A 17163-nucleotide genomic window follows, 5' to 3' on the forward strand; every position below is an offset into this window, starting at 1 on the left:
GAATGTTAAGCTTTTGAGCTTTTTTTGTCTCTTCATTTATTTTTCCTCCCTTCTAATAAGTATATTACTATTACACGTTATATTTCTAACGTAATCAATTTTTTCTTTTTTTATAATCGAGTAGGAGGATAACCATTATTTGATTATCCGTCCTCTCACACCACCGAGCGTACGGTTCCGTACTCGGCGGTTCAATATCTTGCGTAAGCCGTCTCTGCGAGTTGGGTTAATGGTTCTAACCCCCACTTGTAGAGACGTTTTGTTGTAAGTGCACGATGAACTTCATGCGTTGATGATAAGCGCCAGTATTTCTTTCTTGAATTGGCAATTTTCATTGCACTCTTATGGTCAAGTCCATACTTACGTAACATCTTATATTTGGTTTTTATTCTTTTCCATCTTTTGAGGATTAGTTTGTAAATGTCAATAAAAGAATGTACAAAAATGATTGTTTAAGAATGTACAAAAATGTCATTCTGTCTTTTCAACTTTCACAAAATGGTCTTTTAACCGATAAGACTTCCCAGTTATTTTTATGACATTTGAGTGATGTAATATGCGATCTAAAATGGCATTAGCTATTTTAGGGTCTTCAAATATTTCATTCCATAAATTGAAATTAATATTTGTAGTAAAAATGGTACTTTTCTTCTCATATCTTAAATCAATCAGTTGGAAAAAGAGTTTGGCATCTTCACTATCAATAGGTAAATAGCCTATTTCATCAATAATTAGTAATTTATATTTACTATAGTGCTTGAGTCTATTTTCTAACCGATTCTCTAATTGAGATTTTTTCAAATTTTGTATTAAATCATGACATTTAATGAAATACGTACTTACTCTTTTTTTCGCTGCTGACATACCAATTGATGTAGCTAAATGGGTTTTACCTACACCACTTGGACCTAAAAAGACAATATTCTGATGGTTTTCTATAAATCGTAAATGAGTAAAATCTACGATTTCTTGTTTATTGACGTTAGGTTGGAATGAAAAGTCAAAGTCGCACAGTTCCTTTTTAAAAGGGAATGCTGCTACCTTAACCATTGATTCAATCATATTCTTTTCTTTAACTGCGATTTCATAATCACTCAATTTAATTAAAGTATCAATAAATGATAAATCGTTAGTGATACTAAAATCTATCACTTCATCTAAATGAGTAATCATTTGATTCATTTTTAGATATGACAGATTATCTTTTAAACGTTGGTAGTTAGTAATATTATTCATCATACATCTCTCCTATCGTTTTTAAATTATCTAAGGCCAGCTGATTAATATCATCATGGTCTCCATAGGAGACAGCTAGCGTTTCTAAATAGTGTTGTTGCTGATAATTTAATTTATGATGGGTAATAGGATGCTCAACGATTAATTTGGTGTTATAATAAACAAACAAACGTTGATCATAAACTTGAACTTCAACCGTTTTTCCATAGTATTCAGCAGGAACTGAGTACTGATTGGAGCGATATGTAATCATATTCGAACGATTGACTTTCAAATATTTATGTTCTACTTTATATGAGTTTCTTACATGGACATTGGGTAATGGCTGTAAGAAGCTCTTTTCTTTTTTTACTTCAATAATTGGTATTTTTCCTGTCCCATTATGCACTGAGTAATTCAAACGATCATTTAATTCGTCAATAAATTGTGGAATTTCATGTAAGTATAATTGTCCTTGATAGGCATGAATTTCATCTAATATTTTCATAATGGATTCAACTTTACCTTTCGTTCTAGGACGACCAGCTATACACGGCTTCACTTTAAAATTAAAATCATCAGCGAATTGTTTGAATTTAGGATTAACTTGTCCACTAAACGTTTCAGTCCTAGGTTGACTCATCACTGTTTTCATATTATCTGTAACAAGTTCCTCTGGAACACCTTCAATAGATTCAAAAGCTTGAACCATTAAATTAAGTAATACATCTAATGATTTACTCATCGTAACTTGCATAATTTTGAAGCGTGAATATGACAGGAGTAAAACACCAATATTTAAAGATACCTCTTGATGATCCTTCGTTTTAAATCTTATATCTTCCTTCCAATCAAATTGAGCTTGGCAACCTGGTTTTGTTTCAAATCTAGTTGTTCCAACAGGCGTTGACTTTTGTCGTCCTTTTTTAAAATAATTATTGAATAAATCATGTTTTCTTATATATGTTCTAAATGTGGAATACGCACAATTTAGACCATGATTATCTTTAAGGTATTGCCATAACACGCGTTTATAAAAGAATTTCTGTTCACATTCTTCAGACAACAATTCTTTTATTAAATCATAATAGGGATCAATTTTAGATTGTTTTTTTCGATTAACCGAAGGTTTAAAGCCATTTAAATATTTATCTATTGTTCTTCGATCTACATTCATTTGTCTTGCGATTTCACTTTTATTAATTTTCATGTTTAAGCTCTCCATAACAATTTTTAATTTTGGTAAATCTGAAAGAGTTGTAACTTCATAATCTGTATTTATATCTAAAGATAATTTCATTGTTATTCACCTCAATAAAATTATCTCTAAATTTTACAGATTGTACATACTTAAACAGTCAAAAGTGTACATTATTAAATTATCATTTCCAGATTAGTTGTCTAATGCGTCGGTTTAACCATGATTGTAACTTCGTTACAAAACCTGTAATAAATCCTTTACCAAAGTAATTTATCCACCCTCGTGTTACTTGATTAATTTCTGTTATAATCTCTTTAAAGGTACCTGGTCTATTTCGTTTCGTTAGACGTCTTAAGGTGCGTTTTAAATTTCTTCTTGCTTCCATAGTCGGTCTGAAACGATAAGTGCCATTTACTTTGGTCATTAGACAACTCAAGAACTTTAAACGTGTGATAGAACCTACCTTGCTCTTTTCACTATTTACAATAAGTTTAAGGTCTTTTTCGATAAACTTTGTCACACTTTCCATGACACGTTGACCCGCTCGTTTTGTACGTACAAAGATGACGAAGTCATCTGCATAACGAACAAAGCGATGACCACGTTTCTTCAATTCATTATCTAATTCGTGAAGATAAATATTACAAAGTAACGGGGAAATAACACCACCTTGCGGTGCACCTATTTCTCTACTTCGATAATTACCATTGAGGTCGATTGCACCAACCTGTAGGCTTCTACGAATAAATTTAGAAATGGCTTTATCTTGAACATGTCGTTCAAATAGATACATTAATTTATCATGGTTCAACATATCAAAGCACTGTTTTAAATCACAATCAACTGCAACTAAGTAACCTTCTTCATAGTATGTTGCACATTCTTTAAGTGCAGTTCCTGTACTACGATTCGGTCTAAAGCCATGACTGTGTTTTGAGAAAGTACGGTCGATACTAGGTTCAATGACTTGTTTAATGGCTTGTTGGATAACTCTGTCTCTTGCGACAGGGATTCCAAGCACGCGCTTTTTCCCATTTGATTTAGGTATTTCAACCTTTCTTACTGCTTGTGGCTTATACGTGCCATCAAGCAGTTTTTGTTTAATTTGTGGAAAGTATTTTGCGAAATGTGATGTTAATTCACTTACTCGCATGCCATCGATGCCAGGTGCACCGTTGTTTTTCTTCACTTTCTTAATTGCTTTTTGTATATTATTCTCTCTTACAACAAGCTCCATCATAGATGGAGACTCACGATACATTTCTTTCATTTCACCTAAGATTTACTGTACGCACTCATATATCCTTTTTCGTTCCACTACTTATCTTTCTATGAGTTGCCAATCATTAATTGTATTCTGTACGTTGTAAATCTCTAACCTCCATTCTTTACTTTGTATGAATATTGTTCAGTCCTTCAGTATTTCTACCTACTATGACCTCTGCTGACTTCTCATCATTCGTTATTACTACGATTTTTTTATCGCTGATGAGACCTCCCCGGGTAAGAGTAACCACTTTCCACTCATTCCACTGCATCATTTACTATATAGAACTCGGGTAGTATCGGACTTTATCTTGTATTGCAGATTCATCCATTCCACATAGCCTTGTATGATATTTCTGTTCGTCAGTGCGAGTGTTTGCGTCCGACTTCCTTCAGATTCCATTTCACAATGGACACCCTTGTCTTTCGCTAACAGTTCCTACTACCAAGCCTGTAACGGACTTTCACCGTCTAGTAATTACCCATGCCGGGCGCACAATAAAAACCCTTTTGCATAAAGGGTTTTCTTGAAACATAGTTAATATACAATTATTTATTCTAATTCTGTAACATCTTTATCTTCAACAATAAAACCTAATGTATTCACACTATTATTTAAAAACGTTAAAATATAACGCATGACTTCTTCACGTTCAGGTTCATTATGAATCTCGTGATATAATCCTTCCCACGCTTTAAAGTATAGTTCAGGTGTATCGTACTTATCTTTTAATTCGTTTATGGCAGATGTTTCAACTATTCTATCTTTTGTACCGTACATTAACAAAGTAGGTAACGACTGGATATCTTTTATATGATTCATCGTTTCTTTCATTGTCTCATTAATAATATTATACCAGTGATACGTTGCTTTCTTTAGCATTAAACCGTCATTTTCAGTTTCTTCAATGATTTCTTCGTTTCTAGTTAAATCTGCCACTTCAATACCTAATTTAAAACGTGTATCCTTAGAAATTTTGCCTACGTTTGAAATTAATTTATCTTTTCGATTCTTTCCAGATTTTTGCAAGTCTAGTAGTGGTGAGATTAACATCATGCCTTCAATAGGTAACTCTACTTTTTCTAATAAGTTTAATAAAATTAAACCACCTAATCCAACTGCCAACACATAAGTTGGAATTTTATATTCATTTGCAATTTTTAACCACTCTAATAATGCTTCGTGATATGTTTGAAAGTTCTCAATTTGACCTTTATTTGCTCTTGAAGTTTGCCCTTGTCCTGGTAAATCTCCCATAATTACATGATAACCATTTCTACGCAACATAGTGATGACATAGGCATATCTTCCAGTATGTTCTAACAAATTGTGAGCAATAACTACAACGCCTTTCGCATCATTCTCTGCTTCCCATTTCCACATTCTTCTAATGCCCCTTTTTTCAATAAACTTCAATATAGTAATTATAGCAAATTCTAACTATTTTATGCCATTTATAGTAATTACTCCATGACTATAGTTTGACACAAGATGAATTTCACAAGTTGTCAGTGTAATTATACAAAAATAAATTTGATTACATTCTATGAAAACGCTTTCTACAATAAATTTTTCGTGCTAAAATTATTTTAAACATAAGGGTTTGGAGGAATAGCAATGCCATTACTAAAAAATTTTTTTATTGCTTTATCAAACAACAGTTATTTAAATAATGCAGCTAAAAAGGTAGGTCCTAAAATGGGTGCCAATAAGGTAGTTGCAGGAAATACAATTCCTGAATTAATTAATACGATAGAAGACTTAAATAATAAAAATATTGCTGTGACTGTTGATAATCTCGGAGAATTTGTTGGTACTATAGAAGAAAGTTTACATGCCAAAGAACAAATATTACAAATTATGGATGCCATTCATCAACATAATGTTAATGCACATATGTCTGTTAAATTAAGTCAGTTGGGTGCAGAATTTGATTTAGAACTTGCTTATGAAAATTTACGAGAAATTTTGTTGAAAGCAAATGAATATAACAATATGCATATTAATATAGATACAGAAAAATATGCTAGTCTGCAACAAATTATTCAAGTTCTTGATCGTTTAAAAGGTGAATTTAGAAATGTAGGGACAGTTATTCAAGCATATTTATATGATTGTCATGATTTAGTTGATAAGTATCAAGATTTACGTTTACGTTTAGTTAAAGGTGCGTATAAAGAAGATGAGTCAATTGCATTCCAATCAAAAGAAGATGTAGATGCCAATTACATTAAAATCATTGAGCAACGTTTGTTAAATGCTCGTAACTTTACATCTATTGCGACTCATGATCACAATATTATTAATCATGTTAAACAATTTATGAAAACACATCACATTGATAAAAATAAAATGGAATTTCAAATGCTTTATGGTTTCAGATCAGATTTAGCACAACAAATAGCCAATGAAGGTTATAACTTTACTATTTATGTCCCATATGGTGATGATTGGTTTGGTTATTTTATGCGTAGATTAGCCGAACGTCCTCAAAACTTATCATTAGCAGTTAAAGAATTTATAAAACCTAAAACAATTAAACGAGTAGGTATGGCAACTGTATTAATATCAGCATCATTATTATTAATAAAACGTTTTAAACAAAGTCGTCGTTAATCAGTTATCTTCTTAAAATAGAAGTCTAATTTATTAGAAAACCCTTTTTAATGTTAACAAATATGAAAAAAGACAATTCCTATCAATTTTCCATAGAAATTGTCTTTTTGTCTTTTCGCCAAGAAGCTAATGTACCACACTCTTATGTGCTAATCCATTTATTACTAACATTTCATTTAAAAGGACTTCAATAGATTTGCCATTTCTATAGCGCTAACTGCAGCTTCAGCACCTTTATTGCCAGCTTTTGTACCCGCTCTTTCAACAGCTTGCTCTATACTTTCAGTTGTTAAAATACCAAAGATAACTGGCACTTCAGTTTCGTCATTAACTTTTGAAACACCTTTAGCAACTTCATTACATACATAATCATAATGTGACGTTGCTCCTCTAATAACACAACCTAAAGTAATGACTGCATCATACTTGTTAGATTTAGCCAATTTTTTAGCTACTAGTGGTATTTCAAATGCACCAGGAACATAGGCAACATCAATACTATCAGGTTCAACTTCATGTCTGATTAAAGTATCTTTAGCACCTTCCAATAAACGACCTGTTATAAAATCATTAAAGCGACTTACTACAATTGCTACTTTTAGTCCTTTTCCAACTAATTTACCTTCAAAATTCATTTTTTAGCCCTCCTATATTAAATGACCCATTTTTAATTTTTTTGTTTCCATATAATGATGATTGTGTTCCGTTTCAGGAACAATAACTTCAATTCTTTGGTTAATATCAATACCATAATGTTGTAATCCTTCAAACTTACTAGGATTATTACTTAATAAATTAATGTGTTCTACATTGAAATATTTTAAAATTTGGGCTGCAATATAATAGTCTCGTAAGTCTTCATCAAAACCTAGAGCCAAATTAGCAGTCACTGTATCATAGCCTTGTTCTATTAATTCATAAGCACGTAATTTATTGATTAGTCCAATGCCTCTTCCTTCTTGTGGTAGATAAATAATCATACCTCCATGTTCCTCAATATATTGCATAGATGCTTCAAGCTGTGCACCACAGTCACAACGTTGACTATGGAATATATCTCCAGTTAAACATGAAGAATGTAAGCGTACATTTTCAACACTACGTATATCTCCTTTAGCTAAGACAACAATCTCTTCATTACTAGTAGATGTTGTAAAGCCATACATATCAAACGTACCAAAATCTGTTGGCATTTTAACTTTAGCTTTCATTTGTATGTCAACATTATTTTGATTGATAATAGGTTGTTGATGGTGTTGAAGATACTCTATTAAACTTGCAATTGTAATCATTTTCAATTGATGTTTCTCTTTAAAATTTTGTAATTGTTGACCTTTTGCCATTGTGCCATCGTCGTTCATAATCTCACAAATTACTCCAGCTGGTTGTGCGTTCGTTAATTTTGCTAAATCAATTGCTGCTTCTGTATGACCGGTTCTTACTAAGACGCCCTCATCTTCTGCTACTAAAGGAAATAGATGGCCTGGTCTATTGAAATCTCTTGCAACTGTTCGTGGATCAATGAGTTTCCTAGCTGTCAATGTACGTTCATTTGCACTAATTCCAGTGGTCGTTTCTTTATGATCAATACTTACGGTAAATTTAGTACCATAAATATCAGAATTATCATTAACCATTTGATGAAGTTCCAATCGCTGTGCTATTTCTTTGGATACAGGTGCACAAATTAATCCACGTGCTTCTTTAGCCATAAAATTAATAGTGTCATCATTCATCCATTCTGTAACGGCTACTAAATCACCTTCATTTTCTCTATCTTCATCATCAACTACAATGATACTTTGTCCATTTTTCAAAGCCTCTAATGCAGATTCTATATTATCAAAATGCATGATACCCCTCCTAAAAACCAAATGATTTCAATTTATCAAGTGTCAGTTGTGAACGATCTTGCGATAAAATATTTTCAACATATTTGAATAAGACATCTGTTTCTAAATGAACATTATCTCCTAACTTTTTAGTTGCTAATATCGTTGATCGTCTAGTTTCGGGAATTAAATGTATATCAAATGAGCTTGCATGCTTGTCAAAAACCGTTAAACTAACACCATCTACTGTAATAGATCCTTGTTTTACCAATTGATTTAATACTGTTGTACTACACTGAATTGTAACTATCCTCGAATTGGCATTTTCTTTAATTTTTGAAATTTTACCTAATTCATCCACATGCCCTAACACAAAGTGTCCACCAAAACGCCCACTACCACTCATAGCACGTTCTAGATTGACTTCACTTTGTTTTGCTATATCAGCTAAATAGGTTTTATTTTCAGTACCTTTAATCACTTGTACTGAAAAAGAAGACTCATTAAAATCAATAACAGTTAAGCATGCACCGTTGACACTTATTGAATCTCCTATATGCATATCTTCAGTAATCTTATGTGCTTTTATATCAAGTGTTCGTACTGATTGATGCATTCGGACGTTTGTTACTGTACCAATTTCTTCAACGATACCTGTAAACATGTCGTCGTCACTTCTTTCGTAATATTAATTTGATGTTTTGGTTTATTAATTCGGAATGAACAATTTCAAATTGATTACTTTCTGGAATATTAAATACATCATCCGTTTGATAGTATTGATATGTTCCAGATCCACCAATGAGTTTCGGGGCAAAATAGAGAATAAATTCATCTATATAGCCTGATTGGAGAAATTCTGAAGTAATGTGTGGTCCTGCCTCGACTAACAGTTTACCAACACCTTTTTGATATATATCTTGTAAAATTGCTGTTAATTGACACTGTTGTAAATAAATAATATCTATATTTTCTTTATCTGTTGTTAAGTTTGGATTTTCAGTATAAATCCAAATTGCTGTTGATGTATCTTGAAAAAGTTGTTGTCTAAAATCTAAATCGCCTGATCTAGATAAAATGATTTTGATAGGATTTTTACCGTCAGCGAAACGAGTTGTATACTGTGGGTTATCCAATTCTACTGTTCCACGTCCTGTTAAAACTGCATCGTGCTTATGTCTTAACTGATAGACATCTTGTTTTACTTCTTTGTTAGTAATCCACTGACTTTGACCATTATCATTCGCTTGTTTACCATCTAAGCTAGCAGCAACTTTGACTGTTATCTCTGGAATTTGTTGTGCTTTAGCTTTAAAAAAGTATTGATATAAAGACGCCGCTTCTTCATCATATTGATATTCAACTTCTATACCTTGTGCATGAAGAATATCATCACCATGTGTCTCTAATGATTGATCTTTCGTAGCATAAATAACTTTGCTAATTTGAGCATCAATAATTTTATTTACACATGGTGGTGTTGAACCATAATGACTACATGGTTCTAACGTAATATAAATAGTGGCTTCTTTAGCTTGAGTTCCTGCCATATCTAATGCTTGAACTTCTGCGTGTTTATCACCTTTTTGTAAATGTGCACCTATACCAACGATACGCCCATCTTTGACAACAACAGAACCTACCGGTGGATTTATACCAGTTTGACCATCAACCATTTTAGCTAGTTGAATTGCATATTTCATAAATTGACTCAAAATATCACCTCTATAAACAAAAAACCTTACATCTAAATTTCAGATGCAAGGAGTTAAAGTTATCGTTAAATAAGCCTATTCGTTAATTATTTTTAAACGAATATGCCTTATTAATCATGTCGATTGTCGATATTCTTTCTCCCATCCAGACTTTAACTGTCGGCTCTAGATTCTCACTAGATCAGCCATTAATATATAAATTATTAATGGGTCGCAGGCTTTAAATTACTGCCGGTTGGGAATTTCACCCTGCCCCGAAAGAATAATATGAAATTGTTATAGATTATTTGAGTAAGTAGTATCTAAACTACAATTTAAATGATACTATATATACTTTTAAAATACAATTCTTACCATCTTAATCAGTGTTTAGACTCTAATTTCTATAAATTCCACTAGTATTTTACCTATTGTTGATTACGTTCAAATTGTGCTAATGATGTATATAATTGTGATACAGTATTATCAACTTGCTCGACAATCATTTTTACACCATTACGTAATTTATTAACACCGTTTGTCATTTGACCAATTGCAATAACATTAGTTAACGTGCCGTATCTTGGACTGATCACTTGATTGGTTTCAGGAATAATCTGAATACCACCCATTGGATGCGCTTGTACAATTTGTCTATTTTCAAGGTTTAATATCAATTGATCATCTTCGTCTAATTGTGATAAGTGCGTTTTAGAACCTGTCGCATTAATCACAACATTAAATTGTTCTTTATCTGGATAGCCTTGATATGAAAATACAAAGCTTTCATCTTGATAAGAAACATGCTCTAACCCTTTTTTGATGATTAAGGACTCGTCCCTAATCAAATCAATGATAAGTTTAGCTGTTCTAGGTGGCATTGGATTAGAATTTAATTGAATCATCTTCGTATATTTCTTATTAAATATTTTTTGGTCTTCTAAACTAAAACTATTCCAAATCCAATTTAAATTTTCTTTTAAATATTCAATTACACTTTGAAAAGCACCCAACTCCTGTGGTCGTTCTAAATCATAAGTTAAGTCTGCAATATGATCTCCAGTGCGTCTTTCTACTAATTTTTTAAAATCCACACCATAATCATCACACTCTTTTAAAAATAAAGTGACAGCGGTATCTAAAGGTACATTACCGTAATTATCCTTCTTAATTAAATTAAAGCGATGTTTTGTTAAATGATTGAATGTTATAGGTATCATTTCTCCACGTACACTTGGAAGATGTGCAGAACGACTTGTCATTGTAATAGGTAATTTAGGATGATGTGCAGCTACATAACGTACAACATCTAAACTTGCTAATCCAGTTCCAATTACTGCTATATCATCACTACTTTGAACATTATCCAAAGTATTATAAGTAGGATACGGTGTAGGTATATAACCTGATTTTCCTTTTAATTCATAAGGGTCATGATATGCAAACGTACCACAAGTTAAAAATAAATAATCATATTCATGCCATTCATCTCTATTCGCAGTAGTACAAACATAATATTTTAAAGTTGTTTCATCAATATTCGAATTTGTATACACACCTTTAACTTTATGATAAATCGTAGTGATGTTATCATACTGTTCATTAAACATTGATACATATGATTTCATATAATGACCGAAAACAAACCTAGGTAGATAAGTTGGATCATCAAAATGAAAATCACGTTGCTGTTGGTACCATTTCCAAAATTCTTGGTCATCATCTAAGTTTAAACTCATCTTCTTTGACGGCATATTAATTAATAATTCCGAACTATCGTTTTGGAATGGCACACCCTGCCCCATATTAACTTTGTCATCATATAAATCAACGTGTAAGTTTTTAAATTTGGGATGTTTAACCAATGCCCTTAATACACTTACACCTGCTGTTCCCATACCAATTATTGCTACACGCATTATTGTTCATCCTCTATACTGTTAATTTTTTAAGATTACTATTATCTTAAATTATATCAATTTAAATTTTTGATTAATAATTATTTCCCTTTATTTTAAAAATTAAATCTTCAACTTCATCATAACTATTTTTTAAATGATTTACTTAATAAAATTGGTTCTCTCCTAAATTGTACTGATAAATAATTATTTTTTAAATTATTTCTTTTTATTTATCAGTCCTGCAAAACAGAGAACCATAAAATTGTCTTATATCAAGTCTTTATAACATAAGAAAAACCAAGATTTTCTGATTCGAGAAAATCTTGGCTATACTAATTGACTTACATTTGTATGCTTACCTAAAAAAATTACTTTTTATCTAAATGTTTACTATCATCTTTGTAGACGAAATATTTGAAATATTTACCTTCAGTTTTCATATTTTGGTAGAAATCTGCAATAATAGTTGCATTACTTTCTGCCCATTTAATATCTGTAGCATACTGATGTTCTCCAGGATTCTTAGGATTCCATCTCATACTATATAACGTGTCTTGATCTTTATTTGATAAGAAGTGTTTATGAATAAAATCTGCACCGCCGCTGATTGCCTTTTCAGGTGTGTCCCAACCATGCTTTTTCGCGTACTGTGCACCAGTGTTAATTGGATCTTTATCTAATGCACCTACACCATAAAAGTTATAATATTTCTTACCATCAATTTCAACACCGTTAGCTAATTCACTCTTCACAGCACCTGTTTCTAATAATGCATGTGAAATTAAATAAACTTCATTAACATGTTTATCTTTAGCGGCATCTAAAAAGGCATCTGTATGTTTAAGTAATGTTGGTCTATCAATTAACATACGTTTAATTCTATTTTTATCAATACCTTGATATTTGGATAAATCTAAAAATTGATACTTTTGCTTTTTATCATCGATAAATTTACTACTGTCCATTGCAGACTTAATTTCAGTTCCTGAAGCATCTCTCCAGGCTGTATTTTCTTTATTTGATACTTGTTGACTCGTGTAATTATTTATTTGCTTTTTTGCTGCATCTTTTAATGTAACATTTAACTTTTCTATTTTAACGTCTGATTTAACATGTTTAAAAAATATCTGATCTGATATCATTGAGAAAAATAAAAATGCGACAACAGCAAATATGATAACAAGTCCTATTATTGTGAAAATAGAACCCTTCTTGTGTTTATTCATATCTACACCTCTTAGGTCATTGTTGTTGTACGTTCAGTCATACTACGATAATAAAGTTTAACATTAATATCGTAGTATAACAATTTTATCTATACATTGTTACCAATTCATAAATAAATAGTAATCAAAATGAAATTTTTTAAACAATTACTCAATAATTCATTTTGAAATTTAATAAATTCATAAGCAAATATAGTTGATTTAGAATCTTCTAGATATTTATAAATATATTAATTACCTGTTATATCTCTTTTATAATCCATCATGATAAAACTAGCCGCATTTGATCTATTCTTATAATAGTATTGATTTAAATCAATAGTTCCTTCAATTTGGCCATCACGATACATCATTTCATTTGTAAAATTATTAATCATTACAAAATCTGAACGATCACGTATAACGTCTAAATCGTCATTTCTTGCAAAAAAATGTTCTAAATTTAAGTGTGCGTAGTCCATAATATCCTCCTTCATAAAAATTTGTTCTATTTATTATTTATGTCTTTAATAATATGTCATTCCGCAGTTTTCAAATTACTTATGAGTACTATTTAACACTTAATTCAAAGATTACGCAAATGAATTATCATACTTTTTTCATTACAGTTTGAATATCCGGAAATAATTGTTATGTACATAACGAGGAGATTCAAATAGTGAATTTTAATGAAATTTATAATAAACACCATAAAATAATACATTATTTGTTAAAAAAATATCATGTATCGTATAATTATGATGAATTTTATCAATTATTGTTGATAAAATTATGGCAACTAAGTACCTCTTATCAAGCTTCTCACAACTGCAATATTAATACTTTTTTATTTACTCGCTTAAAATTCTACCTTTTCGATCTATTTAGACAACAACATCGTATCAATGAGGTTATCTCTTTTGATACCAATTTAATCACTGGTGAGTCATATACCAGTAATTTAAATGATTTCTCACTATATTATAATGAAATGTTACAAATACTAACTACTAGAGAACAACAGTGGCTTTCTTTGCATTTAGCAGGTTATAAACAATACGAAATCGCTAATATAATGAATTTATCTATTTCTACTATAAAAACAACTAAAGCCAATATCAAAATCAAATTATCTCATTACAAAAACTAACTGTAAAGGACAGAATTGAATGAATAATTTCTCCACAAACGAACTACTTTATATTAAAACATCTACATCTGAACAATTATCAACTGACTGTGTTTATACACATTATTCATATAGTTTACCTTATTCGATACACAAAGTTTTGAATTATTATTTAAAGTTACATTTTAAAACATTAGAGTTACAAACTGAGTATGCAAAACGTATGTTAAAAATAAATAAACTCATACCAATTTACATTAATCCTCAAGTTATTTTATTTCCTATAAAACAAAAACGTGCACCAATACAATATTATATTAATGCACGACAAATTATTGGAATTAACGTCAAAAGAAATATCACAATTATTAATTTTAACAATGCTATATCACTAGAAGTCGATGAGCCACATACTTTAATAATGAAAAAATGTCAGGAAAGTTTGATTCTAAGTCAATTAATAACTCAAACTATTTAGAATTAAACTTAGCTTGCAATAATTTTTTGGTAAAAAATGCTGTAACTATCTTAATAAGATAGATACTAACTATCATTAATAAGATAGCACCTATAATTGTTAAAATAACTGTTGCTGTTGATAAATCCACTTTAGGTTGTATAAAAAATTGAACACCAGTTAAACTTGTTATTAATCCAAATAAAAATAAACCTAATAAGCAGACATATGTAAAAACGATACCTAATAATAATAAAAATGTATTATAGCTTTTAGCTGTAGATTTATTAAATACATGATGTCTAAGGTATTCATTTGAATATGCAATTGGCTTATTAAAATGATTTGATTCACTGTCATCAAGTTGTGTTAAATGATTATCTAATTCACGCTTCTCATTCTTATTTAAAAACCATAATTGTTTTTTAACTTTTTTATCAAATGTACTTTTGTTCATAGTTAAGGACAAACGCTCCTTTTTAAATTCATAAAGTCATACTTATTATTGTATTTTATTAATTCTACAGATTTTTATGTATTTAAGCTACATTTTTATTTTGAACTCGGATAATGAATGTCCTTTTCTTTTTTAGAGATCATTAGTAGTGTTTATTAGTACCATTAACTGTTTACATTCGTCGCTGTCGCTTCGAATGCATAAGAGCCTGGGACATAAATCCCAAAAATAATAGCACAAAGATGATTTTATTTTTAAATCGTCTTTGTGCTTCTTTATGTTCAATACTCCGTATTGTAGTTACGCGTTCCCAGGGTGCTGTCTCAGCCTGTAGTCTTCGACTAGCACTGCTCCCTCGGGAGTCTCCACTACAATACTTCGATTTTATGTAATTTTACATGTAAATACTTCAAAAAATTGGTTCTATAATAAATCGGACTGATAGAGAATTTTTAATTATTTTCTATTAGTCCGATTTTTATATTTTGAATATGAAAAAAGCGCAATTATCTCTATAAATAAAAGTGACCAAACAAATAATGGTTCTCTCCCAAATTGGACTGATACATAATTATTTTTTTAGCCTCGCACCCCAGCTTGTACATTATAGTAAAAATTGTGTTGACAGAATTTTTCTTTGCTGGGGCCCCAATGCCCAACCTGCATTCATGAAAAAAACTGGATAACCAGTTTTTTTATGTTGGGTCCCTTCCTAGGGTGCTGTCTCAGGAGTCTCGGCTTCAAAATAATTTATATTTTAAACTATTCACTTTTTATTTATCAGTCCTGAAAAATAAAGAACCTATAATATTGATAATCCTGAACTTTGAATGTCTTTAGCAAAGCCTTTTACTGTGTCTACTGACAATTCTTCAATATCTCGTCCTAAGTTAGTGTTCACTTTTTTAACAACATCTGCTGGACAAGTAATAATATCAGCACCTATTTCATCAGCCTGAATAACATTGATTACTTCACGACAACTAGCCCATAATAATTTAACACCTTTTTTACTATGAGTAATTTCGACTGATTCTTTCATTAAAGGTAGTGGATCCACTCCAGTATCAGCAATGCGACCTGCAAATACTGAAACATAAGTTGGAACGCCTTCAGTAACAGCATCTGTAATTTCTTTAACTTGTTCAATTGTATATACAGCAGTTACGTTTAATCTTACATTATTAGCAGACAACTTTTTAATTAATGGAATTGTCGATTCACCTTTAGTATTCACAATAGGAATCTTAACAAACACATTATCTCCATACTGTTTTAAAATTTCCGCTTCTTTTTCCATAGTTTCTAAATCATCCGCAAATACTTCAAATGAAATTGAAGCATCTGGTATTTCTTTCACTGCTTCTTCTGCAAAAGCTTTATAGTTAGTAACGCCAGCTTTTGCCATTAAACTAGGATTGGTTGTAAAACCATCTACTTCTTTATTTTTATAAGCAGCTTTCATTTGTTCAATATCGTCTCCATCTGCAAAAACTTCAACATTTAATTTTACCATTATGAATTACCTCCATTTACTTGTGAAACTATTGTCTCAAGATACGTCTTTCTCATCAAATATCTCGATATAAAAATTTGTATTATAAATTATTTATAACATGTTATGGTAATTATATGCTAATTATTTGTCTTTATATGAGTTTGAAATTAAATTATATACATCAGTAGTTAATTAATTAACTACTGTTTTAATATGGTTTATGATACGATATGTAAATGATATTGATGCAGGAGGTTTAACATGTCTCGTTCTAAAAAGTTTTTTTACTTATCATGTTTAATGATTATAATTAGCTTCTTTTTTAATACTAACAATGATTTATTAAGTACTATATTTGCTTCAATAGTTAAACTTATTTTTGTCTGTAGTATTGTAAATACAGCGATATTGATTTTGGCAATCTTATTTGCTGATCGTTCAATTAAAGCATTAAAACCTGACTCTGATTGGATTAGAGTTGCTAGTAAATCTTTACCTTGGATTATTTTCGTCGTCATTGTAATTCATGCCCTATCTATGATCCATACTTTTGGTATCATTTAATTTCAAATAAATTAGTTAAAATTCATTTATTAAACAACTTCTATTGTCATTTTATAAAGAAATTCTTTATAGATGTGTAATAGAAGTTTTTATTGACTATAAGTTACAAACAGAAATTTCAAAGACA

At 30.5% G+C, this 17163-nt stretch carries 16 protein-coding genes, 2 pseudogenes and 1 riboswitch; of the genes and pseudogenes, 4 read left to right on the forward strand and 14 right to left on the reverse strand.

Going from position 1 to position 17163, the window contains the following annotated elements; all coding sequences use genetic code 11:
- Positions 1-191: 191 nt before the first annotated feature.
- The 5 genes and pseudogenes from J3R86_RS07910 to J3R86_RS07930 form a co-directional block, all read right to left on the reverse strand.
- A pseudogene (locus J3R86_RS07910) lies at positions 192-416 on the reverse strand (group II intron reverse transcriptase/maturase); the annotation flags it as partial.
- A gap of 55 nt (positions 417-471) precedes the next feature.
- The gene (istB, locus tag J3R86_RS07915; RefSeq protein WP_207516745.1) at positions 472-1236 is read right to left on the reverse strand and encodes an IS21-like element helper ATPase IstB; all 765 of its coding nucleotides are present in this window, start codon (positions 1234-1236) and stop codon (positions 472-474) included.
- Positions 1229-2515 (reverse strand): IS21 family transposase, encoded by a 1287-nt coding sequence (istA, locus tag J3R86_RS07920; protein ID WP_207516747.1) that lies wholly within the window; start codon positions 2513-2515, stop codon positions 1229-1231. The genes istB and istA overlap by 8 nt, the downstream gene beginning before the upstream one ends.
- A gap of 85 nt (positions 2516-2600) precedes the next feature.
- Positions 2601-3677 (reverse strand): annotated as a pseudogene (gene ltrA, locus J3R86_RS07925) (group II intron reverse transcriptase/maturase); the annotation flags it as partial.
- Positions 3678-4235: 558 nt separating this feature from the next.
- Complete coding sequence (locus J3R86_RS07930) at positions 4236-5066, reverse strand: alpha/beta hydrolase (protein ID WP_207516861.1); 831 nt, start codon at positions 5064-5066, stop codon at positions 4236-4238.
- Positions 5067-5300: 234 nt separating this feature from the next.
- Here J3R86_RS07930 and J3R86_RS07935 point away from each other — a divergent pair, with 234 nt between their 5' ends.
- A complete protein-coding gene (locus tag J3R86_RS07935; protein ID WP_207516862.1) occupies positions 5301-6299 on the forward strand; it encodes a proline dehydrogenase family protein in 999 nt (332 codons plus the stop codon).
- A 176-nt stretch (positions 6300-6475) separates the two neighbouring features.
- Here the strand turns inward: J3R86_RS07935 and ribH are convergent, their stop codons facing one another.
- The 7 genes from ribH to J3R86_RS07970 form a co-directional block, all read right to left on the reverse strand.
- Positions 6476-6934 (reverse strand): 6,7-dimethyl-8-ribityllumazine synthase, encoded by a 459-nt coding sequence (gene ribH, locus J3R86_RS07940; RefSeq protein ID WP_207516863.1) that lies wholly within the window; start codon positions 6932-6934, stop codon positions 6476-6478.
- Positions 6935-6946: 12 nt separating this feature from the next.
- Positions 6947-8152, reverse strand: coding sequence for a 3,4-dihydroxy-2-butanone-4-phosphate synthase (ribB, locus tag J3R86_RS07945; protein ID WP_207516864.1), 1206 nt, complete (start codon positions 8150-8152; stop codon positions 6947-6949).
- A gap of 10 nt (positions 8153-8162) precedes the next feature.
- Positions 8163-8795: a riboflavin synthase gene (ribE, locus tag J3R86_RS07950; RefSeq protein ID WP_207516865.1), complete on the reverse strand. Its 633-nt coding sequence runs from the start codon at positions 8793-8795 to the stop codon at positions 8163-8165.
- 7 nt (positions 8796-8802) lie between these two features.
- Positions 8803-9846 carry a bifunctional diaminohydroxyphosphoribosylaminopyrimidine deaminase/5-amino-6-(5-phosphoribosylamino)uracil reductase RibD gene (gene ribD / locus J3R86_RS07955; protein ID WP_207516866.1) on the reverse strand — a complete coding sequence of 348 codons (1044 nt, stop codon included), beginning with the start codon at positions 9844-9846 and terminating at the stop codon, positions 8803-8805.
- Between the two features lie 129 nt (positions 9847-9975).
- A riboswitch (FMN riboswitch) is annotated at positions 9976-10112 on the reverse strand.
- Positions 10113-10253: 141 nt separating this feature from the next.
- Positions 10254-11744: an FAD/NAD(P)-binding protein gene (locus J3R86_RS07960; RefSeq protein WP_207516867.1), complete on the reverse strand. Its 1491-nt coding sequence runs from the start codon at positions 11742-11744 to the stop codon at positions 10254-10256.
- A 350-nt stretch (positions 11745-12094) separates the two neighbouring features.
- Positions 12095-12952: a peptidoglycan release complex glucosaminidase SagB gene (locus tag J3R86_RS07965; RefSeq protein ID WP_207516868.1), complete on the reverse strand. Its 858-nt coding sequence runs from the start codon at positions 12950-12952 to the stop codon at positions 12095-12097.
- Positions 12953-13182: 230 nt separating this feature from the next.
- On the reverse strand, positions 13183-13413 hold the full coding sequence (locus J3R86_RS07970; RefSeq protein ID WP_207516869.1) for a hypothetical protein: 231 nt from the start codon (positions 13411-13413) through the stop codon (positions 13183-13185).
- A 197-nt stretch (positions 13414-13610) separates the two neighbouring features.
- Here J3R86_RS07970 and J3R86_RS07975 point away from each other — a divergent pair, with 197 nt between their 5' ends.
- Together J3R86_RS07975 and J3R86_RS07980 are read left to right on the forward strand one after the other, a co-directional pair.
- Positions 13611-14081, forward strand: coding sequence for a sigma-70 family RNA polymerase sigma factor (locus J3R86_RS07975; protein ID WP_207516870.1), 471 nt, complete (start codon positions 13611-13613; stop codon positions 14079-14081).
- A 19-nt stretch (positions 14082-14100) separates the two neighbouring features.
- Positions 14101-14538 carry a competence protein ComK gene (locus J3R86_RS07980; RefSeq protein ID WP_207516871.1) on the forward strand — a complete coding sequence of 146 codons (438 nt, stop codon included), beginning with the start codon at positions 14101-14103 and terminating at the stop codon, positions 14536-14538.
- On the opposite strand, the gene J3R86_RS07985 is transcribed toward J3R86_RS07980, so the two are convergent.
- Positions 14531-14974 carry a hypothetical protein gene (locus J3R86_RS07985; RefSeq protein WP_207516872.1) on the reverse strand — a complete coding sequence of 148 codons (444 nt, stop codon included), beginning with the start codon at positions 14972-14974 and terminating at the stop codon, positions 14531-14533. The two genes, J3R86_RS07980 and J3R86_RS07985, sit on opposite strands and share 8 nt — an antisense overlap.
- A gap of 802 nt (positions 14975-15776) precedes the next feature.
- Positions 15777-16490, reverse strand: a complete 714-nt coding sequence (locus J3R86_RS07990) for a transaldolase (protein WP_207516873.1) — start codon at positions 16488-16490, stop codon at positions 15777-15779.
- 243 nt (positions 16491-16733) lie between these two features.
- Here J3R86_RS07990 and J3R86_RS07995 point away from each other — a divergent pair, with 243 nt between their 5' ends.
- Positions 16734-17036 carry a hypothetical protein gene (locus J3R86_RS07995; protein WP_207516874.1) on the forward strand — a complete coding sequence of 101 codons (303 nt, stop codon included), beginning with the start codon at positions 16734-16736 and terminating at the stop codon, positions 17034-17036.
- Positions 17037-17163 lie beyond the last annotated feature (127 nt).

Origin of the sequence: Staphylococcus simiae, assembly GCF_017357005.1 — a bacterium.
Classification (GTDB): Bacteria; Bacillota; Bacilli; order Staphylococcales; family Staphylococcaceae; genus Staphylococcus; species Staphylococcus simiae_A.